Source organism: Bradyrhizobium stylosanthis, from assembly GCF_001641335.1.
GTDB classification, from domain to species: Bacteria; Pseudomonadota; Alphaproteobacteria; order Rhizobiales; family Xanthobacteraceae; genus Bradyrhizobium; species Bradyrhizobium stylosanthis.
On sequence record NZ_LVEM01000003.1, the window covers coordinates 647,589 to 671,912 of the forward strand.

The 24,324-nt window shown below is 64.9% G+C and carries 26 protein-coding genes and 1 other RNA gene; 10 read left to right on the forward strand and 17 right to left on the reverse strand.

From position 1 onward, the window contains the following. Window position 1 precedes the first annotated feature (1 nt). Complete coding sequence (locus A7X65_RS22815; protein WP_063689055.1) at window positions 2–1,777, reverse strand: acetolactate synthase 3 large subunit; 1,776 nt, start codon at window positions 1,775–1,777, stop codon at window positions 2–4. 329 nt (window positions 1,778–2,106) lie between these two features. Further along, window positions 2,107–3,048: a tRNA (adenosine(37)-N6)-dimethylallyltransferase MiaA gene (miaA, locus tag A7X65_RS22820; RefSeq protein ID WP_063689058.1), complete on the reverse strand. Its 942-nt coding sequence runs from the start codon at window positions 3,046–3,048 to the stop codon at window positions 2,107–2,109. 11 nt (window positions 3,049–3,059) lie between these two features. Between miaA and serB the strand changes: the two genes are divergently transcribed. Beyond that, window positions 3,060–3,965 (forward strand): phosphoserine phosphatase SerB, encoded by a 906-nt coding sequence (gene serB / locus A7X65_RS22825; RefSeq protein ID WP_063689060.1) that lies wholly within the window; start codon window positions 3,060–3,062, stop codon window positions 3,963–3,965. 158 nt (window positions 3,966–4,123) lie between these two features. On the opposite strand, the gene A7X65_RS22830 is transcribed toward serB, so the two are convergent. The 12 genes from A7X65_RS22830 to A7X65_RS22885 all read right to left on the reverse strand — a co-directional run bounded on the left by A7X65_RS22830 (window position 4,124) and on the right by A7X65_RS22885 (window position 14,841). Continuing rightward, entirely contained in the window at window positions 4,124–5,632 is a 1,509-nt protein-coding gene (locus A7X65_RS22830; protein WP_063689063.1) for a Do family serine endopeptidase, read from the reverse strand. 143 nt (window positions 5,633–5,775) lie between these two features. Next, window positions 5,776–5,982 (reverse strand): DUF2065 domain-containing protein, encoded by a 207-nt coding sequence (locus tag A7X65_RS22835; protein ID WP_063689066.1) that lies wholly within the window; start codon window positions 5,980–5,982, stop codon window positions 5,776–5,778. Between the two features lie 71 nt (window positions 5,983–6,053). Further along, entirely contained in the window at window positions 6,054–6,950 is an 897-nt protein-coding gene (gene hflC / locus A7X65_RS22840; protein ID WP_063689068.1) for a protease modulator HflC, read from the reverse strand. After that, complete coding sequence (gene hflK, locus A7X65_RS22845; RefSeq protein WP_063689070.1) at window positions 6,947–8,089, reverse strand: FtsH protease activity modulator HflK; 1,143 nt, start codon at window positions 8,087–8,089, stop codon at window positions 6,947–6,949. Before hflK ends, hflC begins: the two co-directional genes overlap by 4 nt. A 154-nt stretch (window positions 8,090–8,243) precedes the next feature. Next, window positions 8,244–8,753: a dihydrofolate reductase gene (locus tag A7X65_RS22850; RefSeq protein ID WP_063689073.1), complete on the reverse strand. Its 510-nt coding sequence runs from the start codon at window positions 8,751–8,753 to the stop codon at window positions 8,244–8,246. Further along, window positions 8,753–9,238: a GNAT family N-acetyltransferase gene (locus A7X65_RS22855; RefSeq protein ID WP_063689075.1), complete on the reverse strand. Its 486-nt coding sequence runs from the start codon at window positions 9,236–9,238 to the stop codon at window positions 8,753–8,755. Before A7X65_RS22855 ends, A7X65_RS22850 begins: the two co-directional genes overlap by 1 nt. Window positions 9,239–9,243: 5 nt before the next feature. Next, entirely contained in the window at window positions 9,244–10,038 is a 795-nt protein-coding gene (locus A7X65_RS22860; RefSeq protein WP_063689078.1) for a thymidylate synthase, read from the reverse strand. 170 nt (window positions 10,039–10,208) lie between these two features. Further along, complete coding sequence (locus A7X65_RS22865; RefSeq protein WP_063689080.1) at window positions 10,209–11,192, reverse strand: tripartite tricarboxylate transporter substrate binding protein BugD; 984 nt, start codon at window positions 11,190–11,192, stop codon at window positions 10,209–10,211. 136 nt (window positions 11,193–11,328) lie between these two features. Next, window positions 11,329–12,843, reverse strand: coding sequence for a tripartite tricarboxylate transporter permease (locus tag A7X65_RS22870; RefSeq protein ID WP_063689081.1), 1,515 nt, complete (start codon window positions 12,841–12,843; stop codon window positions 11,329–11,331). Between the two features lie 7 nt (window positions 12,844–12,850). Further along, the gene (locus A7X65_RS22875; protein ID WP_063689083.1) at window positions 12,851–13,612 is read right to left on the reverse strand and encodes a tripartite tricarboxylate transporter TctB family protein; all 762 of its coding nucleotides are present in this window, start codon (window positions 13,610–13,612) and stop codon (window positions 12,851–12,853) included. 96 nt (window positions 13,613–13,708) lie between these two features. Next, window positions 13,709–14,239: a chromate transporter gene (locus A7X65_RS22880; protein WP_063689085.1), complete on the reverse strand. Its 531-nt coding sequence runs from the start codon at window positions 14,237–14,239 to the stop codon at window positions 13,709–13,711. Next, complete coding sequence (locus A7X65_RS22885; RefSeq protein ID WP_063689088.1) at window positions 14,236–14,841, reverse strand: chromate transporter; 606 nt, start codon at window positions 14,839–14,841, stop codon at window positions 14,236–14,238. The genes A7X65_RS22880 and A7X65_RS22885 overlap by 4 nt, the downstream gene beginning before the upstream one ends. 95 nt (window positions 14,842–14,936) lie before the next feature. Here A7X65_RS22885 and ssrA point away from each other — a divergent pair. The 7 genes from ssrA (at window position 14,937) to feoB (ending at window position 20,489) form a co-directional block, all read left to right on the forward strand. Continuing rightward, window positions 14,937–15,304: a transfer-messenger RNA gene (ssrA, locus tag A7X65_RS22890) on the forward strand. 115 nt (window positions 15,305–15,419) lie between these two features. Further along, window positions 15,420–15,938: an SspB family protein gene (locus A7X65_RS22895; RefSeq protein WP_063689091.1), complete on the forward strand. Its 519-nt coding sequence runs from the start codon at window positions 15,420–15,422 to the stop codon at window positions 15,936–15,938. An 89-nt stretch (window positions 15,939–16,027) separates the two neighbouring features. Then, on the forward strand, window positions 16,028–17,476 hold the full coding sequence (gene fumC / locus A7X65_RS22900) for a class II fumarate hydratase (protein ID WP_063690720.1): 1,449 nt from the start codon (window positions 16,028–16,030) through the stop codon (window positions 17,474–17,476). Window positions 17,477–17,753: 277 nt separating this feature from the next. Further along, entirely contained in the window at window positions 17,754–17,942 is a 189-nt protein-coding gene (locus A7X65_RS22905; RefSeq protein ID WP_063689093.1) for a DUF4169 family protein, read from the forward strand. Next, window positions 17,939–18,190 carry a ribbon-helix-helix domain-containing protein gene (locus A7X65_RS22910; protein WP_063689095.1) on the forward strand — a complete coding sequence of 84 codons (252 nt, stop codon included), beginning with the start codon at window positions 17,939–17,941 and terminating at the stop codon, window positions 18,188–18,190. Before A7X65_RS22905 ends, A7X65_RS22910 begins: the two co-directional genes overlap by 4 nt. A gap of 115 nt (window positions 18,191–18,305) precedes the next feature. Continuing rightward, window positions 18,306–18,581: a FeoA family protein gene (locus tag A7X65_RS22915; protein ID WP_063689097.1), complete on the forward strand. Its 276-nt coding sequence runs from the start codon at window positions 18,306–18,308 to the stop codon at window positions 18,579–18,581. A 36-nt stretch (window positions 18,582–18,617) separates the two neighbouring features. After that, a complete protein-coding gene (gene feoB, locus A7X65_RS22920) occupies window positions 18,618–20,489 on the forward strand; it encodes a ferrous iron transporter B (RefSeq protein WP_063689100.1) in 1,872 nt (623 codons plus the stop codon). 205 nt (window positions 20,490–20,694) lie between these two features. Here feoB and A7X65_RS22925 read toward each other — a convergent pair whose 3' ends face one another. Continuing rightward, on the reverse strand, window positions 20,695–20,979 hold the full coding sequence (locus A7X65_RS22925; protein ID WP_063690722.1) for a DUF3551 domain-containing protein: 285 nt from the start codon (window positions 20,977–20,979) through the stop codon (window positions 20,695–20,697). A gap of 415 nt (window positions 20,980–21,394) precedes the next feature. Between A7X65_RS22925 and A7X65_RS22930 the strand changes: the two genes are divergently transcribed. Then, complete coding sequence (locus A7X65_RS22930) at window positions 21,395–21,847, forward strand: hypothetical protein (protein WP_063689102.1); 453 nt, start codon at window positions 21,395–21,397, stop codon at window positions 21,845–21,847. Between the two features lie 69 nt (window positions 21,848–21,916). Here the strand turns inward: A7X65_RS22930 and A7X65_RS22935 are convergent, their stop codons facing one another. Beyond that, window positions 21,917–22,192, reverse strand: a complete 276-nt coding sequence (locus tag A7X65_RS22935) for a hypothetical protein (RefSeq protein ID WP_245323775.1) — start codon at window positions 22,190–22,192, stop codon at window positions 21,917–21,919. A gap of 474 nt (window positions 22,193–22,666) precedes the next feature. Here A7X65_RS22935 and A7X65_RS22940 point away from each other — a divergent pair, with 474 nt between their 5' ends. Continuing rightward, the gene (locus A7X65_RS22940; protein ID WP_063689108.1) at window positions 22,667–23,350 is read left to right on the forward strand and encodes a helix-turn-helix domain-containing protein; all 684 of its coding nucleotides are present in this window, start codon (window positions 22,667–22,669) and stop codon (window positions 23,348–23,350) included. Between the two features lie 94 nt (window positions 23,351–23,444). Here A7X65_RS22940 and A7X65_RS22945 read toward each other — a convergent pair whose 3' ends face one another. Then, the gene (locus A7X65_RS22945; protein ID WP_063690724.1) at window positions 23,445–24,197 is read right to left on the reverse strand and encodes an outer membrane protein; all 753 of its coding nucleotides are present in this window, start codon (window positions 24,195–24,197) and stop codon (window positions 23,445–23,447) included. Window positions 24,198–24,324: the final 127 nt, after the last annotated feature.

Consider the following 24,324-nt stretch of genomic DNA (forward strand, 5'->3'; position numbering starts at 1 on the left):
CTCACACCAGGGCCTTGCCGCCGGCGAACGCCTTGGCCGTCGCCTCGTCGTTCGCCTGCTCCGGCAACAGCATCTCGTTGTGCGCCTTGCCGGAGGGAATCATCGGGAAGCAGTTTTCCAGTGCGGCGACGCGGCAGTCGAACAGCACCGGACGCTTGACCGAGATCATCTCCTTGATGGCGCCGTCGAGATCGGACGGCTTGTGCACCTGCAGGCCGACGCCGCCATAGGCTTCCGCGAGCTTGACGAAATCCGGCAGCGCCTCCGAGTAAGAATGCGACAGCCGGTTGCCGTGCAGCAGCTGCTGCCACTGCCTAACCATGCCCATGTACTGGTTGTTCAGGATGAAGATCTTGATCGGCAGCTCGTACTGCACCGCCGTCGACATCTCCTGCATCGTCATCTGCACCGAGGCATCGCCCGCGATGTCGATGACGAGGCTGTCGGGATGAGCGACCTGCACGCCGATCGCGGCCGGCAGGCCGTAGCCCATCGTGCCGAGACCGCCCGAGGTCATCCAGCGATGCGGCTCCTCGAAGCCGTAGAATTGCGCCGCCCACATCTGGTGCTGACCGACCTCGGTCGTGATGTAGGTGTCGCGGCCGCGGGTCGCCTCGAACAGGCTCTGGATCGCGTGCTGCGGCAGGATCACGTCGTTGCTCTTCTTGTAATAGAGCGAGTTACGGGCGCGCCACTGCGCGATCTGCTGCCACCACGACTTGATGTCCGGCTTCTTCGCCTCCGCCTTGAACACCTGCAGGATGTCGCCGAGGATGTTGCCGCAATCGCCGATGATCGGCACGTCGACGCGGATGTTCTTGTTGATCGAGGACGGGTCGATGTCGATGTGGATCTTCTTCGAGTTCGGCGAGAACGCATCGACGCGGCCGGTGATGCGGTCGTCGAAGCGTGCGCCGACGCACAGCATGACGTCGCAATCATGCATCGTCATGTTGGCCTCGTAGGTGCCGTGCATGCCGAGCATGCCGAGCCAGTTCTTGCCCGACGCCGGATATGCACCGAGGCCCATCAGCGTGGAGGTGATCGGGAAACCGGTGACCTCGACCAGCTCGCGCAGCAGCTTGGTGGCCTCGGGGCCGGAATTGATGACGCCGCCGCCGCTGTAGATCACGGGCCGCTTGGCGTTCGCGAGCAGCGAGACGGCCTTGCGGATCTGCGTCGCATCACCCTTCACGCGCGGCGCGTAGGAGCGGTGCACGTCGGATTTGCGCGGCGGATGATAGGTGCCGGTCGCGAACTGCACGTCCTTGGGCACGTCGACCAGCACCGGGCCCGGGCGGCCCGTGGTGGCAACGTAGAAGGCTTCGTGCAGGACTTTCGCGAGATCGTTGACGTCGCGCACCAGCCAGTTGTGCTTGGTGCAGGGCCGCGTGATGCCGACGGTGTCGCATTCCTGGAAGGCGTCGTTGCCGATCAGATGCGTCGGCACCTGGCCGGAGATGCAGACCAGCGGGATCGAATCCATCAGCGCGTCGGTGAGCGGCGTCACCATGTTGGTGGCACCGGGACCGCTGGTCACCAGCGCAACGCCGGGCTTGCCGGTCGAGCGCGCATAGCCCTCGGCGGCATGGCCCGCGCCCTGCTCGTGGCGGACCAGGATGTGCTGCACCTCGCTCTGCTGGAAGATCTCGTCATAGATCGGAAGCACCGCGCCGCCGGGATAGCCGAAAATGTCGGTCACGCCGTGATCGATGAGCGCGCGGACGATCATCGCAGCGCCGGTCATCTGGTTCGGATCGTGGCTCTTGTCGGTCATTGGCTTGCTCCGGATGCGCTGTTGTCAGCGGCTTCGTTCGTGTCGGTTTCGGGAAATAAAAAAGGCCCCGAAGAGGGACCCTGCACACCGCCTGTCATGTGGATGGCAGCTAGCCACCCCCGGCGGTGTGCCTGGGTACGACGGCGATAAGGAGTTTGGTAATAATGTTGCGCATGGTAGACGCTCGGCTTCCCAAAGGTTGCGCGAAACATAACGACCAAAGCCCGGATGTCAAGGCAATGCGGCCATTCCCGCGCGATTTTGGCAGTGTAGCGGCGTTCCCTGGGTTCGGCGAGAGGTAAATTAGGGAACCCTGGCACAAAAGCGCGTCAGCCGGGGTCCCGGGCCGCGCTCACGATCGCGGCGAGCCAGCCCCTCGCCTCCTCCGGCTTCACCCATTCGAATTCCGGCAATTGGTGCCGGAACCAGGTGAACTGGCGCTTGGCGTAATGGCGGGTGTCGGCTCGGCCGATCGTGGCGGCCTCCTCCAGGCTGAGCTCGCCGCGCAGATGCCGGATCAGGGCCGGCACGCCATGGGCCTTCATGGCCGGCAGCAGCGGATCGAGGTGCCGCGCGGCGAGCCGCTCGACCTCCCGCAAGGCGCCGCCACCAAGCATGGCATCGAAGCGGGCGTCGATGCGGGCGTAGAGGTCGTCGCGCGCGGGGGCGAGGAACACCGCGCGAAAACTGTCTTTGGCCAGCAGCGGCGGCTGGCCCTCCTGGTGCCAGTCGAGCAGCGAGCGCCCGGTCGCCTCGACAACCTCGAGCGCGCGCGCAATCCGGGTGCGGTCGCGCAGGTTCAAGCGCTCGGCCGCGCGCGGATCGCGGGCGGCGAGTTCCGCATGCAGCGCCTCGACGCCGTTCCGCTCCAGCCGCGCGCGCACGTCCTCGCGTACCTCGGCGGGGATCGGCGGCACCACGGAGAGGCCCGCCGTCAGCGCCTTGAAATAGAGCCCGGTCCCGCCGATGAAGATCGGGAGGCGGCCTTCGGCACGAGCCTCTTCGAGCGCCTTCGCAGCATCCGCGACCCAGGCGCCGGCCGAAAAATTCACGGCCGCATCGACATGACCGTAGAGACGGTGCGGCGCCCGCGCCTCCTCGCCGCGCGTGGGCCGCGCCGTGATGATGCGCAAGTCGCGATAGACCTGCATGGAATCGGCATTGATCACGGTCCCGCCGGCGCTGAGGGCAAGCTCGAGCGCCAGCGCCGACTTGCCGCTGGCGGTCGGGCCTGCGATAAGCACGGCCTTGCTCGAACGCTCCTCGCTCACGAAAACCTCAAATGTCCCTCGTCGCCACGCTGATCTGCAACCCTGACAACCCCGCGCTCGACTCCACCATCGTCGACGGCGCCCGCGCCGTGCTGCCTCAGGCCGCTCCCGCGCACTGGCTGTTCGACGGCGTTGCAGTCGACATTCCCTTCGGCGCCGACAGTAACCTCGAAGCCGACCGGCACGCCATCGAGCAGCGGTTGCGCGAGCTTCGCGGCGACCTGCCGATCGACATCGTCGTGCAGCCTGTCGGCTTCCGGCGCAAGAAGCTTTTTCTCGCCGACATGGATTCCACCATGATCGGCCAGGAATGCATCGACGAGCTCGCCGACCTCGTCGGGATGAAGGCCCATGTCGCAGGCATCACCGAACGGGCGATGCGCGGCGAGATCGAGTTCGAGCCGGCGCTGCGCGAGCGCGTCGCGCTGCTGAAGGGCCTTCCCGCCGGCGTCGTCGACGAGGTGCTGGACAAGCGTATCACGCTGACCCCGGGCGGCCGCGCGCTGGTCGCCACCATGCGCGCGCACGGCGCCTATACCTGCCTCGTCTCCGGCGGCTTCACGCTGTTCACGCGCGCGGTCGCCGAAAAGATCGGCTTCCAGGAAAACCGCGCCAACGAGCTGATCGTCCGCGACGGCAAGTTCACCGGCGAGGTGAAGGAGCCGATCCTGGGCCGCGCCGCCAAGCTCGCAACGCTGGTGGATCTCATGGAATCCTTCGACCTCGACGACATCGACTCCGTCGTGGTTGGCGACGGCGCCAATGACCTCGCGATGATCCAGGCGGCGGGGCTGGGCGTGGCCTATCACGCCAAGCCTGCCGTGGCCGCGGCCGCGGCGGCGCGCATCGATCACGGCGATCTCACCGCGCTGCTGTATGCGCAGGGGTATCGGCGGGACGAGTTCGTGGAGGCGTAGCCTCTAGCTGCATACTCAGCAGCCGTAGGGTGGGCAAAGGCGCCTTAGCGCCTTCGCGCCGTACCCACCACTCTTCGTTGCAGCGATGGAAAGGCGTGGGCACGCTCCGCTTTTGCCCACCCTACAAGTCCATGCCGCGTCAGGAGACCGCGCGTCCCTTACTGCACGCTCAGCGCGACAAACCGCAGCTCGCCGTCGGCGTTCGACACCAGCAGCAGCACCGACTTCTTGCCGTCCTTCTTGAGCTGGTCGACCCGCTTCTGGATGTCGGCGCCGCTGGAGACGGCCTCCTGTGCCACCTCGACGATGACGTCGCCGGCGGAGAGGCGCTTCTCGGCGGCATCGGAATTGGCGTCGACACCGGTGACGACCACGCCCTTGACGCTTTCCTTGATCTTGTAGCGCGTGCGCAAATCCTTGTTCAGCGCAGCAAGATCGAGGCCGAGTGCCTTCTGGGTCACCGGCTTCTCCGGCGCGGGCTCGTCGGTCTTCACCGCGGCCTGCACCTTCTCGGGATCCTGCAGGCGGCCGAGCGTGACCTTCTTGGTCTGCTCCTGGCCCTTGCGGATGACGACGACGTCGACCTCCTTGCCGACCGCGGTGTCGGCGACGACGCGCGACAGATCCTTGGGGTCCTTGACGTCCTTGCCGTCGAACTTGACGACGACGTCGCCGGGCTCGATGCCGGCGGGCTTGGCCGGGCCCTTGTCGTCGACGCCGGCGACCAGCGCGCCGCGCGCCGGCTTGATGCTGAGGCTCTCGGCGATCTCGTCGGTGACGCTCTGGATGCGCACGCCGAGCCAGCCGCGGCGCAGCTCGCCGAACTGGCGGAGCTGATCGACGACGCCGGCGACCGTCTTCGACGGCACCGCGAAGCCGATGCCGATCGACCCGCCCGAGGGCGAGATGATCAGGGTGTTGACGCCGATGACGTCGCCTTCGAGGTTGAACAGCGGGCCGCCGGAATTGCCGCGGTTGATGGCGGCGTCGGTCTGGATGTAGCTGTCATAGGGTCCGGAGGAGATATCGCGGTTCTTGGCCGAGACGATGCCGGCCGTCACCGTGCCGCCCAGGCTGAACGGGTTGCCGATCGCGACCACCCAGTCGCCGAGGCGCAGCTTGTCGCTGTCGCCGAACTTCACCGAGACCAGCGGCTTGGTCGGCTTGAACTTGAGCACCGCAAGGTCGGTCTTCTTGTCGACGCCGACCAGCTCGGCCTTGATCTTGGTGCCGTCGTTGAGGATGACATTGATCTCGTCGGCATCCGCGATGACGTGGTTGTTGGTGACGACGACGCCCGACGTGTCGATGATGAAGCCGCTTCCGAGCGAGTTGGTCTTGCGCGGCGGGCCGCTGTTGTTGTCGCCGCCCTTGCTGCCGCCACCGGGGCCGCGGCGGTTCTTGAAGAAGTCGTCGAAGAACTCCTCGAAGGGCGAGCCGGGCGGGAGTTGCGGCATCGAGTTGCTGCCGCCCTTGGCCTCGACGGTCTGCGAGGTCGAGATGTTGACCACCGCGTCGATCACTTTCTCGGCGACGTCGGCGATGCCCTCCGGTCCGCGCGCCTGAGCCGGGTTGCCAAGCGCAGTGAAAGCACTGATGGCGAGCGCGGCCAGCCCAATTCGCACACCGTGGCGCAAGCGGGTTGGGGCAATGATGGCAGCGGTCATTGTAATCTCCAGAGAACAAGGATTCGGCGCCAGACTGCGCTCGAACGGGGGCACGGCGCAAGCGCGGACGTTAACGGGCCTCAAGACCCCGACAATATGGCGAAAACCGGCGTCTCGCCTTCACTTTGGCGTTGGCCCTGCAGTTAAATCGGACGCCGCATCACCCAGATCAGGATCAGGCCGACGACGGCCGAACCGATCCCGACCGCTCGCAGGATGTGGTCGGGAGTGGCCATCGCACTCTTCATGGCCTTGCGCATCCAGTTTGGACTTGCCGCAAACATCAAGCCTTCGAGCACGAACAGGATGCCTAAGCCGATGAGGAAATCGGTGAACGCAATGGACCTCATCGGCCTGGAACCTCCCGTGGTGCTGTTCTTGTCTGGACAAAGGGGCGGCAGAACCGCCGCCCCTGTCTAGCTTAAGGCTTCGCCGGCGTCTCGGCCGCCTTCTTTCCGGTCGGGTTACCGAAATACCGGAAGAAATCCGACTCCGGCCGCAGCAGGAAGCGGGTGTCGTTCGCACGCAGCCCGTTCTCGTATGCCGTCATCGACCGGTAGAAGTAGAAGAAGTCGGCATCCTTGCTGTAGGCCTCGGCGAACAGACGATTGCGCTCGGCATCGCCGGCGCCGCGGGTCTGGTCGGCCTGCGAATTGGCTTCCGCGATGATCACGGTTGCCTCGCGGTCGGCCTTGGAGCGGATCTCCTGCGCCTTCTGACCACCCTGCGCGCGGAACTCGGCGGCCTCGCGCTCGCGCTCGGTCTTCATGCGCAGATAGACCGCCTGGCTGTTCTGCTCCGGCAGGTCGGCGCGCCGGATCCGGACGTCCACCACCTGGATGCCGTAACCGTCGGCCTCGCGATCGAGCTGGTCGCGGATGCGCTGCATCAGCTTCTCGCGATCGTCGCGCACCACGTTGATGAAGGTGACCTCGCCGAGCACGCGGCGCAGCGCCGCGTTCAGGAGCGTGGTGAGCTGGATGTTGGCAGCCTGGATCGAGCCGACGCTCTGATAGAAGCGCAGCGCGTCCTTGATGCGGTAGCGCGCGAAGGCGTCGACCACGAGCCGCTTCTGGTCGGACGCGATCGCTTCCTGCGACGGGTTCTCAAGATCGAGAATTCGCTTGTCGATGTTGATCACCGAATTCCACGGCGCCTTGAAGTGCAGGCCCGGGGCGGTGACGACGTCGACGGGCTTGCCGAACTGCAGCACGATGGTCTGCTCGGTCTGCTGCACCGTGAACAGCGACATGTAGCCGACGATCACGACGAGCAGGAGGCCCAGCAGCGTGACGATACCTGTGACTGGAGACCTCATCGGTTGCCTCCGCTCGGCTGCTGGCCGGCGGCGGGCGGCCGCTTGGTCGTCAGTTCGTTGAGAGGCAGGAAGGGCACGACGCCCTGGCCCGAGGGGCCGCCGTCATAGACGAGCTTGTCCGCGCCACCGAGCACGCGCTCCATCGTCTCGAGATAGATCCGTTCACGCGTCACGTCGGGCGCCTTCTTGTATTCCTCGTAAACCTTCAGGAAGCGCGCGCTCTGGCCCTTGGCCTCGGCGATCGCCTGCTCCCTGTAGCCTTCGGCAGCCTGCTGGATCTGCGCAGCACGTCCGCGCGCCTGCGGCACCACCTGGTTGGCATAGGTCTGCGCTTCGTTCTGCAGCTGCTCGAGATTGGCGCGCGCCGCCTGGACGTCGCGGAACGCGTCGATCACCTGCGCAGGCGGATCGACCTTCTGCATCTGCACCTGGGTGATGAGAATGCCGGCGCCGTAGCTGTCGAGCGTCCGCTGGATCAGTTCCTGCACGCCCTGCTCGATCGTGTTGCGGGCGCCGGTCAGGATCGGCTGGATCTGCGAGCGGCCGATCACCTCGCGCATTGCGCTCTCGGCAACCGCCTTCACGGTGCCTTCGGGGTTCTGGATGTTGAACAGGAAGTCGCCGACGCCGCCGGCATCGGGCTTGATGCGCCACAGCACGGTGAAGTCGACGTCGACGATGTTCTCGTCGCCGGTGAGCATCAGGCTCTCTTCCGGCACGTCACGGATGGAGCGGCCGCGCCGCGCCGGATCGTCGATCAGGGTCATGCCGATGGAGGTGGTGTTGACGCGCAGCGCCTTCGGCAGCAGCACGGTCTCGATCGGATAGGGCAGATGATAATTCAGGCCGGGGTCCACGGTGCGGACATGCTTGCCGAACCGCAGCACAACGCCGCGCTCTTCCGATTGCACGCGGAAGAAGCCCGACAGCAGCCAGAACGCGATGATGAGCAGGATGATCAGCGTGATGCCGACACCGGAGAAATAGCCGCCCGGCATGATCTGCTGAAGGCGGTCCTGGCCGCGCCGGAGAAGATCTTCCAGATCCGGCGGCCTCGGCCCGACCGGTTGCGGGCCTGAGCCCCATGGTCCCTTTGGACCCGAGCCCCATGGGCCACCGCCCTGATTCTTCCACGGCATTCGACGCTCTCCTCGGCAGGGTTCGATGGGCCCCCGCCCGCTTTGTCCGGTCCGGCTTTATAGGGGACAGGCAGGTCCCTTACAACGCGGCCTTGGCCGCCTTTCGAGCTATGCTCGGGCACGAAAAAGTCAATGTAAACATTGACGAAAGCGGTTAATGGCCGCGCCGCCGACGATATGTCACATAGGAGTAGTCGGCGCTGTCGTCGGGTCCGGCAGGATGACGGACGCGGGCCACCTCGTCCCATTCCGCCTTGTCGATGTCGAAATGCGTGTCGCCGTCGGGGCGCGCATGCACTTCCGTGATCTCGAGGCGATCGGCGCGATCGAGCCATTGCCGATAGATCTCGGCGCCGCCGATCACCGCGATCTCGGTGACCGAACGCCGCAGGGCATCGCCAAGCGCGACATCGCCCGCGGCAGCGGACGATGTCGTGACCACGGCACCATTGGCGCGATAGGCCGCATCGCGCGTGATCACGATGTTGGTGCGGTTCGGCAGCGGCCGCCGCAAGGTTTCGAAGGTCTTGCGGCCCATGATCACGGGCTTGCCGATCGTAAGCGCCTTGAAGCGCGCCATGTCGGATTTCATCCGCCACGGCATCCCGTTGCCGGCGCCGATGACGCCGTTCTCCGCGATGGCAACGACGAAGACGATTTCCATCAGGCAGCGCTCCCGGCAAGCCGTTGCAGCGCAGGACCGCTGACGCGGCACAGCGTCCAGTCGTCCATCATCACGGCACCGAGCGACTTGTAGAACGCGATCGACGGCGCGTTCCAGTCGAGCACCGCCCATTGCAGGCGCGACCAGCCGTTATCAACGCACTCCTTCGCGAGATAGACCAGCAGCGCCTTGCCGAGGCCTTTGCCCCGATGCGACGGCCGCACATAGAGATCTTCGAGATAGATGCCGTAGCGGCCGCTGAAGGTGGAGAAGTTGGCAAACCAAACCGCGAAGCCGACCGCCTCGCCGTCCCACTCGGCGATCGCGCAATAAAGCCGCGGATTGCTGCCAAACAGCGCCTCCGCGATGTCGGCCTCGGTTGCCTCGACCTCGTGCGAGAGCTTTTCGTAGTCGGCGAGCTCGCGGACGAAATCGAGAACCAGTCCGGCTTCGCCCGGGCGCGCGCGGCGGATATTCAACGCCATCGGCGCTAGACCGCGACTTCCGCCTTGATGTGCGGATGCGGATCGTAACCGACGAGTTCAAAGTCCTCGTAGCGGAAGGAGAAGATGTCCTTCACATCAGGATTGATCCGCATCACCGGCAGCGCCCGCGGCGCGCGCGTGAGCTGAAGCCGGGCCTGCTCCAGATGGTTTGAGTAAAGATGGGTGTCGCCGAGCGAGTGCACGAAGTCGCCGGGCTTCAGGCCGGTGACCTGCGCGACCATCATGGTGAGCAGCGCGTAGGACGCGATGTTGAAGGGCACGCCGAGGAAGACGTCGGCCGAGCGCTGATAGAGCTGGCACGACAGCTTGCCGTTCGCGACATAGAACTGGAACAGCAGGTGACAGGGCGGCAGCGCCATCTTGTCGACGTCCGCCGGATTCCAGGCGGTGACGATCAGCCGCCGGGAATCCGGCGTGCGCTTGATCATGTCGATGACCTTGGCGATCTGATCGATGCTGCCGCCGTCCGGCGTGGGCCAGGAGCGCCATTGATGCCCATACACCGGGCCGAGGTCGCCATTGGCGTCGGCCCACTCGTCCCAGATGGTGACGCCGTTGTCCTTCAAATATTTGATGTTGGTGTCGCCCTTCAGGAACCAGAGCAGCTCATGCACGATCGCCTTCAGCGGCAGCCGCTTGGTGGTCAGCATCGGGAAGCCGGCCGACAGGTTGAAGCGCATCTGATGGCCGAACACCGACAGCGTGCCGGTGCCGGTCCGGTCGGTCTTCTCGGCGCCGTCTGAAAGAATCCGCTCGAGCAGGTCCTGATATTGGTGCATGTGCGATAGGCCTTTGGGGAGGCGGCGAACTTACCGGCCGCTTCCGCGCTGCGACAGCGGCGATTCGCTGCTCCCACAGATTATACCCGGAAAAGGTGAGCGTTCCCCCGGCAAACGACAAGGGGCGGAACCTGCGTCCCGCCCCTCGCCTATCGACTTGAAAGTGCTGGTTAAGTTGCCGGCTTGAGCACCGGGCTCCACTTCGCGATCTCGTTCTTGACGAGGGTCGCCAGGGCCTCCGGCGTCCGGTCCTTGGGCGCCGGGATGACGCTGCCGAGCTCGAGCAGGCGCTTCTTCACGGTCTCGTCGTCGAGCGCCTTGATGACGGCGGCGTTCAGGCTGGCAATGATCGCCGGCGAAGTTCCCTTCGGCGCGAACATCGCGTTCCAGGCCTGGGCCTGGAAATTCGGCAGGCCGGCTTCAATCGTGGTGGGCACGTTCGGCAGCGACGGATTGCGCTCCGGCGTTGCGATCGCATAGGCCTTGATGGTGCCGGCGTTGATCTGCGGCACGGCATTGACGATCTGGTCGCACATGTAGTCGACCTGTCCCGCCACCAGCGCGTTCATCGCGGGGCCGGTGCCGTTGAAGGGCACGCCGACCGGCTTGATGTCGAGGATCGAGTGCAGCAACTCGCAGGAGACGTGCGAGACCGAGCCGACGCCGGCATGCGCCGCGTTCACCTTCTCGGCATTCGCCTTCACGTAAGCGACGAACTCCTTGAGGTCCTTCGGCGGAAAGTCCTTGCGCGCGAGGATCAGGATCGGCGTGCCCGCGAGCAGCGCGACGGGTTCGAAATCCTTCTCGGGGTGATAGGCGAGCTTCGGATAGAGCGGCACGGACGCCGCATGCGTGCCCATATGCCCGGTGATGAGCGTATAGCCGTCATTGGCGGCACGCGCCGCGCGTGTGGTCGCGGTGGTGCCGCCGGCACCGACCACGTTCTCGATGATGATGCTCTGGCCGAGCGTCTGCGCCATATGCGAGGTGACGATGCGCGAGATGACGTCGGTCGGGCCGCCCGCCGCGAACGGCACGATCATGGTGATGCCGCGTGTCGGATAGGTCTGCGCCTCCGACGGTGCGACAAAGGCGCACAGCGATGCGATGGCGGCAGCACAGGCACCCGTAGCGAGCGCGCGAATGGAAGTCATATCGTTTCCCCGGGACACGAACAAAAATGCCGGCCGCAAGGGCCGGCATTTTCATGTCACGAAGACATCACAGACGTCGATTCGACTTCCGAATGCGGCGCGCGGACGCAGGGCGCCGCGCGGACACAGTTACCGGCTAGTTCTCGGACTCGGTGAACACCTCGTCGCGCTTGGCACGCAACGCGGGCAGCACCGTGAGCAGCAGAAGGCCGAACGAGATCGCCAGCAGCACCGCCGACAGCGGCCGCGTCAGGAACACGCTCCAGTCGCCGCGCGAGATCAGCAGCGCACGGCGCAGGTTCTCTTCCATCAGCGGTCCGAGCACCATGCCGAGCAACAGCGGAGCCGGCTCGAAATCGTGCTTGATCAGCCAGTAGCCGACGAGGCCGAACACACCTGCGAGGATGACGTCGACCGGTGCGTTGTTCACCGAGTAGATGCCGATCGCGCAGAAGATCACGATCGAGGGGAACATCAGCCGGTAGGGCACGCGCAGCAGGCGGACCCAGATGCCGACCAGCGGCAGGTTGATGATGATCAGCATGAGATTGCCGATCCACATCGAGGCGATCATGCCCCAGACCAGATCCGGCTGCTTCTGCATCACCTGCGGACCCGGCACGATGCCGTGAATGGTCATCGCACCGACCATCAGCGCCATCACCGCGTTCGGCGGGATGCCGAGGGTGAGCAGCGGGATGAAGGAGGTCTGCGCCGCGGCGTTGTTGGCGCTTTCCGGCGCCGCCACGCCCTCGATCGCGCCGCGGCCGAACCGCTTCGGATCCTTTGCGAGCTTCTTCTCGAGCGTGTAGGCCGCGAACGAGGCGATGACAGCGCCGCCACCCGGCAGAATGCCGAGGATCGAGCCGAGCACGGTGCCGCGCAGGATCGGCGGCGTCGAGTCGATCAGATCCTTTTTGGTCGGCATCAGGCCTGTGATCTTCTGCTGCACGAGGTCGCGGTTCATCTCGGCGCCCGCGTCGAGATTGCGGATGATCTCGGCAAAGCCGAACACACCCATCGCCACCGTCGCAAAGCCGAGACCGTCGGCAAGCTCAGGAATGTTGAACGCCATGCGCGAGGCGCCGGTCTCGATGTCCGAGCCGACCATCGAGAGCAGGAGGCCGAACACGATCATCGCGATCGCCTTCAGCACCGAGCCCTTGGCCAGCACGACCGCGAAGATCAGGCCGAGCACCATCAGCGAGAAATATTCGGCCGGACCGAACGCCAGCGCCAGTTTCGTGAGCGGCGCGCCGAGCACGGCGATCAAGACCGTCGCAACGCAGCCCGCGAAGAACGAGCCGATCGCGGCGATCGCCAACGCCGGGCCGGCACGGCCCTGCTTGGCCATCTGGTGACCGTCGATGGCGGTGACGACCGATGTCGCCTCGCCTGGAATGTTGACCAGGATCGACGTGGTCGAGCCGCCATATTGCGCGCCGTAATAGATGCCGGCGAGCATGATCAGCGCGCCGACCGGCGGCAGACCGAAGGTGATCGGCAGCAGCATCGCGACCGTCGCGATGGTGCCGATGCCCGGGAGAACGCCGACCAGCGTGCCGACGAGGGCACCGATCAGACACATCAAGAGGTTGATCGGAGAAAGCGCGACGGCGAAGCCGTGAGCGAGGTTGGCAAAAATATCCATCACGCCCTCACTGGACCAGGAAACGCGGGAACATCGGCATCGGCAGCCCGAGCACGTATGGGAACAGGATGGCGCAGCCGAGCGTCAGGCATGCGCCGACGACGGCGGCCTCCAGCCAGCGCGTTTCATTCGACCCTGTCGCTGCAATCATGAAGCTCGCAAAGGCCGTGACCACGAGGCCGAGCGGCCGGATCGCCAGTGCGAAGAACACGATCCCGGCCATCACGAACAGCGGCCCGCGCCAGGAATAATGGGACATCCCCGGCCCGTCGGTGAGAAGGCCGGTCAGGGCGATGCCGGCCGACAAGGCGACCAGGAGCCCGCCGAACATCCGCGGCGCGGTACCCGCGCCGAAGGAGAAGCCGCGCATGCCCTGCAGATCGCTCGAAGCCCACAGCGCGAACAAGGCGACAGCCATCAGAATGACGCCGCCGACATAATCCTGCGCCGACCGGATGGTCATGAACAGCGAGACGATCGCCACGGCGAGGATCGGATAGGAATAGATCAGCGCCAGCAGAACCTCGGAGGACGCCTTCTTGGTCTCACCGCCAGCCGCTCCGATCAGGGCTGCGGGAGCACCCGCGACCAGCGCGGTCGCGTGGCTGATCAGGACGGTGGCCGGACCGCGCCCCGCGCCCCAGCCGAAGATGGTCCCGATCGACCAGATGAATTCGAAAATCTGCGGCACAATCGCCAGCAGGCAGAAGCCGATCGCCACCGAGGTGTTTCGGGTGGCTGTCGCTGAGTGGCCCATCGTCTCGGCCATGCATGTCTCCTCCGCGACCCGTAAGTCACGAGCACTGTTGTTCTAAATCGGCTTGAAAGGTATCCCCCGGGCCGCAGCACTGCCTAGCGATTTTCATCACACAATGCCAGCAAAACCGAGCAGGCCCCCGGCCAGCAGCAGCCAGAGTGGATTGATGCGCGAGATCGATGCGACCACCGCAACCACCGCGGTCAGAAGCACTGCAGCAATCGTGCGGTCGGTCGACTGGGCCAGGATCAGGGCACTCGCCGCCATCAGTCCGATCGAAAGCGGAACCAGTGCAGCCTGGATCAGGGCCGGCCAGCGCGATTGGCTGGGCCGGTTCAACAGACGGCTGACATAATAGGCAACCAGCGCGGTCGGCAGGCACATGGCCAGCGTCGCCGCGAGCGCGCCGGGAATGCCGGCAACGGCGTAGCCGATTAACGTCACGATAAGCACGTTCGGACCTGGCGAGAGCTGCGCGATCGCGTAGGCGTCGGCGAACTGCTTGTCGGTCATCCAGTGGTGCACGTCGACCGCGATGCGGTGCATCTCCGGCACCGCCGCCGCAGCGCCGCCGACCGCGAACAGCGACATCAGGCCGAAGGTCGAGATCAGCGCCCAAAGCGGGTTCTCGTTGTTCACGCTGCTACCTTCCGCCGCAGGAGGAAGGTGGCGCCGATGCTCACGGGAATCGCGACCAGCAGCACGGCCTGAAGCGGCAGGCGGACGACGCCGATGGCGAGGAAAACGCCGAGCATCAGCAACAACGCGATGGGCTCCATCCGCTTCAGCAGCGGCGTCATCATGCGGAACACCACCGCGATCAGCAGGCCGACCGCGGCGCAGGAGATGCCTGCGAGGATGCGGCTCAGCACCTCAACATTGCCGAACCGCGCGTAGATGATCGCGAGCACGGTCATGATCAGCGTCGGCGGCAGCAGCAGCCCGGCAAAGGCGGCGATGCCGCCCGCGATCCCGCGCAGCCGCGCGCCGAACACCATGGACAGATTGACGATGTTGGGGCCGGGCAGGAAATGGCAGAGCGCGAAGGTCTCGTTGAACTCGTCCGCCGTCATACAGCGGTGCTGCTCGACGATCGCCCGGCGGGCAAACACCAGGACCCCGCCGAAACCGGCCAGCGACATCCGCGCGAAGGCCAGGAACAGCGCCAGCAAGCCGGGCGGCTGGACTTGGGCGGCAGGGATATCCGGCTCTTGAGCGGCCGGTGCGGAATCCGGGGACATGTCAGGAGCTTAGAACGGAGCCTGCGGTGCGGCCAAGGTCAGGCGCAGGACGATGGCGGATCTATCCAAAGGGAACCGCACATCGCCGCGCGAAACCTCTGTTTTTTGAAACCTTTGCCCCCTATATTGGGGGTGCCGGTTCGCCGGCTATGGAAATAAACGGTCGTCGCAATAAACCATTCGGACCCGGGGGCGGTACCCGGCGCCTCCACCAAAGCCCACCATTGGGCAAGCCCAGAAAGCGGGCTTTGGCGGGGGCGAAATAGGATCGACGAGGGCGTAAAGGGCGTACTTTTTCCCGGTATTGTTCCGCCGTTATCGGGCTACTGCAATAGTTGCCAACGACAACTTTGCTCCGGTTGCTCAGGCTGCGTAACGCAGTTTGAAAGACCACTTTAAAGTCCTAACGGGTTAAGCTCCGTTAGGCGGGGTTCGGAGGCACCTGGCAACAGAAGCCTCCACTTACATTTCACTTCTTCCCCGGCGGGGACTCCTGCTGACCCGTCAGGCGGGGTACTATTGCGGCTTGGCGAGTCGGGCCGGCAGGGTCCGGCTTCGGGGGATGCAACAGGACCACCATGGCGACCGATCATATCCGATACGATGTGCTGGCCCGCGACGCGCTGCGCGGCGTGCTGCGGAAGGTGCTGACCGACGCCGCGTCCCATGGCCTGCCCGGCGAGCACCATTTCTTCATCACCTTCGTGTCGAAGGCCGAGGGCGTGAAGCTGTCGTCGCGGCTGCTGGCGCAATATCCGGAAGAAATGACGATCATCCTGCAGCACCAGTTCTGGGACCTGACCGTGCTCGAGGATCGCTTCGAGGTCGGCCTGTCCTTCGGCGGCATTCCGGAGCGCCTGATCGTGCCGTTCAGCGCCATCAAGAGCTTCCTCGATCCGTCCGTGAAATTCGGCCTCCAGTTCGACACCTCCGATGTCGCCGAGGTCGCGCCGGAGAATTTGCCGGCGGCCCCCGCGCCTTCGGCGTTGTCCGTGCCCGCGCCTGCCGCCGAAAAGGCGGAAGCCAGCGACGAGCCGAGCCCGCCGAGCCAGGGCGGCGCCGAGGTCGTGCGGCTCGATCGTTTCCGCAAGAAATGATCTAGGTTGGGCCCGCGCCCGTCGCGCTTGGCCAAACTCCCTATATAGAAGAGCGCATGAAGAAGCCGCGCGGCATCTCGCGCGGCAGAATGGATGTGCTCATGGCCAAAGCTGCCCGCTCCAAGCCCACGAACTCAAAGACCGCCCGCCCCGCGACCCGCATCGAGACCGACAGCTTCGGCCCGATCGAGGTCCCCGCCGATTGCTATTGGGGTGCGCAGACCGAGCGTTCGCGCCAGAACTTCCGCATCGGTACCGACCGCATGCCGATCGCGCTCGTGCACGCACTCGGCATGGTCAAGCTCGCCGCGGCGCAGTCCAACCTCGAGCTCGGCCTGCTCGACCAGCGCCGTGCCAATGCCATCATCCGCGCCGCGCGCGAGGTGATCGAGGGCAAGCTGGACGACCATTTCCCGCTCGTGGTTTGGCAGACCGGCTCGGGCACCCAGAGCAACATGAACCTCAACGAGGTGATCGCCAACCGCGCCAACGAGCTGCTGGGCGGCGAGCTCGGCGCCAAGAAGCCGGTGCATCCCAACGACCACGTCAACATGAGCCAGTCGTCGAACGATAGCTTCCCGACCGCGATGCACATCGCGGCCGCCAGCCGCATCAGTGCCGATCTCGTCCCTGCCCTCGGCGAGCTGCTGCGAGCGCTGCGCAAGAAGGAGAAGGAATTCTCGAAGATCGTGAAGATCGGCCGCACCCATACCCAGGATGCGACGCCGCTGACGCTCGGCCAGGAATTCTCCGGCTATGCCGCGCAGGTCGAGAGCGGCATCGCCCGCCTCAAGGTCGCGGTGAAGGATCTCTATCCGCTGGCGCAGGGCGGCACCGCCGTCGGCACCGGCCTCAATTCGAAGCCGCGCTTTGCAAAGCTGTTCGCTAAGCACGTTGCCGGGATTACGAAGCTCCCCTTCACCAGCGCCGCCAACAAATTCGAGGCGCTGGCCTCCAACGACGCCTATGTGCTGGCGCACGGTGCCATCAACTCCGTCGCGACCGGCCTGTTCAAGATCGCCAACGACATCCGCCTGCTCGGGTCGGGCCCGCGCTCGGGACTGGGCGAGCTGATCCTGCCGGAGAACGAGCCCGGCTCCTCGATCATGCCGGGCAAGGTCAATCCGACGCAGTGCGAGGCGATGACCATGGTGTGCTGCCAGGTGTTCGGCAATCACACCGCGATCACGGTCGCCGGCAGCCAGGGCCATTTCGAGCTCAACGTCTACAAGCCGGTGCTGGCCTACAACATGCTGCACTCGATCCGCCTGATGGCCGATGCGGCGCGCTCCTTCACCGAGCATTGCGTCGACGGCATCCGCGCCGACGAAAAGCGCATCAAGGAGCTGATGCAGCGCTCGCTGATGCTGGTCACCGCGCTTGCGCCCAAGATCGGCTACGACAACGCCGCCAAGGTGGCCAAGACGGCGCATGCCAACGGCACCACGCTGAAGGAGGAGGCGCTCCGGCTCGGCTTCGTCTCGGCCGACGAGTTCGACCGCCTGGTGCGCCCGGAGAAGATGACCAGCCCGGGCTAGATTTCCGAATTCCGATATTCATCCGTAATGATACGGACGCCTGGCGCCCAAAAATATGCGGTTTTGGGGGCGGGATTTGATTACCGTCAATGTTGCGGCGGGGCGGCGTGTTACGCCCCCCTGCTGCCCTTGACGGGGCGAAATTCATCGTTTGATGGCCCAAGGGCCGATTGACGAGGACGAGCGAATGACGATCAAGTCTTGCAGGGCGCAATGCGCCAACCAGTTTCTGAATGTTTCATCCTGTCTGCAGAGGGTCGGGTGATGGAGACGCGGCATGGGGAACGTCATCAACCTGAATCGTTTCAGGAAGCGCGCCGAGCGGGAAGCCTCGGCGAAGCTGGCGGACGCCAACCGGGCGAAGTTCGGCCGCAGCAAGGCGGAGCGGTCGGCGGAGGAGACGCGCGCGGACAAGGCGAAGGCGCACCTGGACCAGCATCAGATCGATCACGAGGATCAGTCATGAAGTCGCCCGTGGTGAAACGGTCGATCGTGGTCGCCGGCCACAAGACCAGCGTCAGCCTGGAAGAGGCGTTCTGGAACGGCATGAAGGAGATCTCGGGCCTGCGCAACATGACGCTGTCCGAGCTCGTCGGCGAGATCGACGGCGCCCGCCAGCAGGGCAATCTGTCCTCGGCGATCCGCCTGTTCGTGCTCGACTACTTCAAGAGCCGGGCCATGGCCGTCCAGCCGGACAAGGTCCCGGCGCAGTAGCCGCCGGGGCGTCTTTCCGCCGCATCCCGGCGCCTGCACTTTAAAATCACTCTAAGGTGCAGTTTCAGCCGCCGTGCGCGCTTGACCTCAATGCCCTGCGTTGAAAATACAGGGCATGACCGACCATGATGATACGCGCGCCCACATGCCGCTGGGTCTGGCCCTGCGCGGCTATACCGGCGTCATCCAGCACCTTTCAACCAAGGACACGGACTCGGCGCTCTCGGACATCGAGCTCGAGAGCCGCCTGATCGAGCTTGGCTTCGTCGAGGGGGCCCGGGTCGAGGTCCTGCACGAGGGACTGGTCGGGCGCGACCCGATCGCCGTCAGGGTCGACAACATCACGATCGCGGTCCGCCGGCGTGAAGCCATGGCCGTCATCGTCGCCTAGCCAGCGACCGGATATCCGCCCCAGGCCTTTGATCCCATGGAATTACCCCTGCTGCATCTCGCCCTGGTCGGCACGCCCAACAGCGGCAAGACCTCACTGTTCAACGCCCTGACCGGCAGCCGGCAGAAAGTCGCGAACTATCCGGGCGTCACCGTCGAGCGCAAGGAAGGCTTCTTCGTCACGCCCCTGGGGCGCCAGGTCTCCGTGGTCGACCTGCCCGGCACCTATTCGCTGCGCGGCCGCAGCCCGGACGAGGAGATCACCCGCGACTTCGTGCTCGGCAAGGCCTCCGGCGAGACCGTGCCCGATCTCGTCCTGTGCGTGGCCGATTCCACCAATCTGCGCCTGACCATCCGCCTGCTGCTGGAGCTCAAGCGCACCGGGCGACCGATGATCCTGGTGCTCAACATGTTCGACATCGCCGCCCGCCGCGGCATCACTGTCGATGTCGAGCGGCTCGCCAAGGAACTCGGCGTGCCCGTGGTCACCTCGATCGCGGTGCGCAAGGGCGGCACCGCCGACCTGCTGGCGCTGACCGACGAGATTTCGGCCAAGCTTGCCGCCGAACAGCAGGAGAGCAGCTGGCGCGCGCTCAGCGTCGCGGAATTGCGCGCCACCCAGCGCGAGGCCGACCGCATCATCGCCGACTGCGTCAGCCTGCCTGCCAGGCCCGACACCTGGACCGCGCGGATCGACGCGATCGTGCTGCACCCCGTCGGCGGCCTCATCGTGCTGGCGCTGATCCTGTTCTTCATGTTCCAGGCGGTGTTCGCCTGGGCGCAGCCGCTGATGGATCTCCTCAAGTCCGGCTTCGACGGGCTCGGCGAGCTCGTGCATGCCACCCTGCCCGAGGGCCTGCTGCAGAGCTTCCTTCAGGACGGCGTGATCTCGGGCGTCGGCAGCGTCATCGTGTTCCTGCCGCAGATCATCATCATCTTCCTGTTCATCCTGCTGCTGGAAGATTTCGGCTACATGGCGCGCGCCGCGTTCCTGATGGACCGCATCATGGGCGGCGCCGGGCTGCACGGCCGTGCCTTCATCCCGCTGCTGTCGASCTTCGCCTGCGCCATTCCCGGCATCATGTCGACGCGCGTGATCGACAACAAGCGCGACCGGCTGACCACGATCCTGATCGCGCCGCTGATGACCTGCTCGGCGCGCATCCCGGTCTACACACTGATCATCTCCGCCTTCATCCCCGCGAAGGACGTCTGGGGCTTCATCAACCTCCAGGGTCTCGTGATGTTCGGCCTCTACGCCACCGGCATCACCAGCGCGCTGGCCGTCTCGTTCGTGATCAAGTTCTTCATGATCCGCGACTATGCGCCGGCGCCGTTCATGCTGGAGCTGCCGGACTACAAGGTGCCGCGGCTGCAATCGATCGCGATCGGCATCTACACCCGCGCCAAGATGTTCCTGGTGCGCGCCGGCACCACGATCTTCTCGATGATGGTGCTGATCTGGTTCCTGGCCTCGTTCCCGCAGCCGCCGGCAGGCAGCACCGAGCCCGCCATCGACTTCAGCCTCGCCGCGATGATCGGCAAGGCGCTCGAGCCGCTGCTCGCCCCCGTCGGCTTCAACTGGCAGATCGCGGTGGCGCTGATCCCGGGCATGGCGGCGCGCGAGGTCGCGGTCGCAGCCCTCGGCACCGTCTATGCGATCGAAGGCGGCAAGGAAGCCGCCGAGCAGATCGGCCAGGTGCTCGCGACGAAGTGGTCGCTCGCCACTGCGCTGTCGATGCTGGCCTGGTACGTCTTCGCCCCGCAATGCGCCTCAACGCTGGCCGTGATCCGGCGCGAGACCGGAAGCTGGGGCTGGATGGCGGTGACGTTCTTCTACATGCTGGTGCTGGCCTATGCGGCAAGCTTCGTGACGTACAATGTCGCGGTGGCGCTGGGAGCGGGATAGCGCCTTCCGAAACCAAACTTCGAAAACAACCCCATGCACAGTAGACGGGGGTTGTGAAATCAAGGGCTTACGCGTGTGCGAATGATCCGGCCGTAGTTCGGAGGCAGCGCAGCGCAATCCGGGCTAAAGACTGCGCCCTTGTTGCGGCGTCGGGCAAAACACTGGCACGATGGCATCGTCGAAGAACTGCCAGCCGCGACGTCCCCTAGCGCGGATACCATTGCCCACGAGGGTCGCGCTGCTGCGCGAAGGCATGGGCCGGATTGACGCCGCAATAGGCATGGGTCCCTGACGCGGTTGCCATGCACTGCTCATAGGTCGCGAACTGGCAATTGCCTGGGTATCCCCAGATCCGCCCCTGCAAGCAGTAGAGATCGGGAGCGCTCGGGGCGACCGCATGGCGATACTGGCGATGGGCCGCCGAGGAGATCGAGACCGTCGACAGCAGGATCGAGCCAATCGACACAATTGCGAGAAGCGGACGGGTCATCTTCATCTCCTGTTTCCCGGTTGCCGCGCGGCGGCGATCACCGCAGATGCGAGGGCAAGACCAGAACAAGAGGACAGCGCATCATGCTTGCTGTCCGGGCAACCGGGAAAACTTGCTGACTGCACACCCACGTGGCTTGATCTATCTCAAGCCCTGAAGTGGCCGACGGCGCGAACCTTCATAGAACTCGTTCCCTTCAAGCAGGAGGCGGAGAACGAGGCTTTAGGGCGGCACTCACATGTCCTATTCGATCTCGAGACGCGCTCGAACTCGGATCGCGTGCGTTCCGCCGACACACGGAAAGGCCTGGTAGTGCCCGCGCCGTGTGTGATGCTTTGAAGCTGCGCAGTCAGATGAATCGTATCCGGAGATCGTCGCAAGCTGGGCCCATCATGGGGGGCACGGAGCGACCGAGATGCCGCTGTTGAAGTATTTCTGGAAAGTGGGCGCGACGCTGCTCGCACTGCTGCTCATTGCGGACCTTTGTCTGCCCCGCCCCCCGATCGCCGGGAAGACGAGCGAGGACCATGCGGCGATACGCATTCACTCGGATCGCAAATGGCCCGAGCGCGTGGTGCTCGATACGAGCATGCCGGTCATCTCCGCGGCGGCGTCTGAAATTTCGACCGCACAGGCCGCAGCTCCTCCACACCTTGCAGAGCCTCCGGTCATCCGGGCAGAGGTCCCTGCGGTTGCCAATGCGCTCGCCATGGCGCGCACGGACGCGCCGCCCCGCGCACTCGTCGAACACAAGCGGACGCGCAAGTCCCAACACATCGCGATGCGATCGAAGCGGCAAGCGCCGCCGCAAATGATGTTGGCCGGGCGTCAGGGGCAGTTTGCGTGGTTTGGGTACAGATACTGGTGATCCGAGTTATCGGGCGCCGCTGCACTTGATCACGAACCGCAATGCGTGCGACGCCCGGCAATGATCCGCCTATTGGCAAACATACATGATGCCGTCGCCGCCCTTGACGAGCGTGCCCGGCGTGCAGCCGATGCCGTTGCGGGCGGCGTAGTCGGACCAGCCGCTGTAGCCATAGGTCCAGGGGCCGCCGTAATAGTACGCCCGGACCGCGTACCAGGGCAGCCCCGTCTGCTCGGCGATGTACCCGGCGCGATAGAGCGGACCGACATAGATCCGGTCTCTTGCTTCGGCGCCGCTGATCGAAAGCGACAGCTGGCCCCGCTCGGACCAACTCAATGACAACAAGGCTGCGCACGCGAACGCGGCAGCGGCCACCATAAGCCGTCTTGCATCCATATTCGCCTCCATAGGCTGGTGAAATCCAGCACGCGGAGCATTGAGGCTTCTCGAACGCCGATGTTGCGCTAGATCAAGTTGGACCGCCTCCCTTCTTTCCTTCTAAGTGCAAGCGGGTCGACCACCAGCAATGAATGCGATGAGCGGCGCATCTCCATGAGAAACGGCCTCGAGCGAGCCTCAACGACGGACTTCATCCGGTATTGGCGCTCTTTCGGGTTTTATTTGCATTGGTCCTTGCACTCCCGCGCCGGACGCGCGGCAAGACGCGCATGCTCCTGTCCATTGGTACAATGAACCTTAGGGCCATAGTCGTCAGTTCCGGTTTCGAACAAACTCGGCAAGAGGTAGCGCGACACTACCGCGTATGAGACGCGCTGCGACTGACAAACCCGATCGTCACGAGATTGAGGAGTTGGTCCGATGCTGATGCACCTGACCCCGACCTCCCTGCCCCGCCCGCATTCTCTCAGCGAACTCGGATTGGCCGCGGACTTCGATCCGCTGATCGGCCTGAGCGAATTCACCTACCGGCGCGGCAGCGAGATCTACGGGGAGAAGGAGCCCGCCGAATATATCTACCAGGTCAAGTCGGGCACGGTGCGGAGCTACAAGCTGCTGTCGGACGGACGCCGGCAAATCAACGCATTTCATGTCCCCGGCGACGTCTTCGGATTGACGTATGGCGGCAACCATCGCTTCACCGCGGAAGCGGTGGCGGACACGACCTTACGGCTGACCAAGCGGGAGAGCCTCACCGCCGCCGCCGAGAATGACGGCACGCTGACGAGGGATTTGCTCCGCATGACGACGACGAACCTTCGGCATGCGGAAGATCACATGCTGCTGCTTGGACGCAAAACATCGATGGAACGTGTCGCCGCCTTCCTGATCGAAATGGACAGGCGGCTCACCGCCGCGGGGATCCTCGCATTGCCGATGCCCCGACGCGACATTGCGGACTATCTCGGCCTGACGATCGAGACCGTCTCGCGATCGCTGTCATATCTGCGCGAACTCGGTGTCATTCGCTTCATCGACAACAACCAGCGTCACATCGTCCTCGTCGACAAGCAGCAACTGGCCGTGTTCGATCGTCAGAACTGACGGCGCAGACGTCGGACATGCTGTCCTCTTCGAACTCCCATGAAAAAGGCCCCGGACGGTGCCGGGGCCCTGAGTTCACCGGGAAGACCCGAGATCAGTAGCGGGCTGCGACCGGTGCGCCATATCCGCCGAAGCGGTAGTTCACCCGAAGCGTAACCATGTCGACGTCCTGGCTGACGCCAGTGCCTGTGAGCGTGAACCCGCCGGGCGTGACCACGCCGAGAAAGGTGGAATTGTCACGCCCCATCCAGAGATGATCATACTCGACACCGATCGACCAGTTCGGCGTAAAGCCGTACTCCCAGCCGACACCCAGGGCGCCGCCCCAGCGTGTGTGTCCCGCCGAGGCCAGACCGACGCCGGTGACGTTGTTGAAGATGTCGAAGCGATTGCGCGTCACGGCGGCGCCGCCCTTCACGTAGAACAGCGAGGCGTTCCACGCCCAACCGAGTTGCGCCGTGAACAGCCCGATGCCGTCGATCTTGCCCGTGGTCGAGACCAGCGGATCGAAGGTGACGCGGGTGTTCTTGATCTCGGCCCAATCGCCCTGCGCTTCCAGGCCGAGCACGAACTGATTGGTCTGCCAGCGGTACCCGATCTGTCCGCCCGCGAGGCCTCCGGAACGATCCGCGCAACCGCCTGCGACGGTCCCTGCGATCGTTACGAAATCCACGCAACCGTGGCTCTGCCCCCAGCCTCCGTTGGCACCGATGTAAAACCCGGTCCAGTTGTAGATCGGCACCACCGGCGCCGGCGGCGGCGCCTTGACGGCCATGTCGGCCGCCATGGCCGGAGCCGCCATGCTCAGCGCAGCGAGGCCGATCGCCGCGATCAAAAGCTTTTTCATCGTCTCGTCCCCTTTTCTTTGTTCCGTCAGGAGCGAACCCGTGTGCAGGTTGGCGTGCATAAGGCTCGCGAACATCCTGAAGTTTACGCGCGAGGGGACCATTGACCGGTGCCAAAATGGCAACACT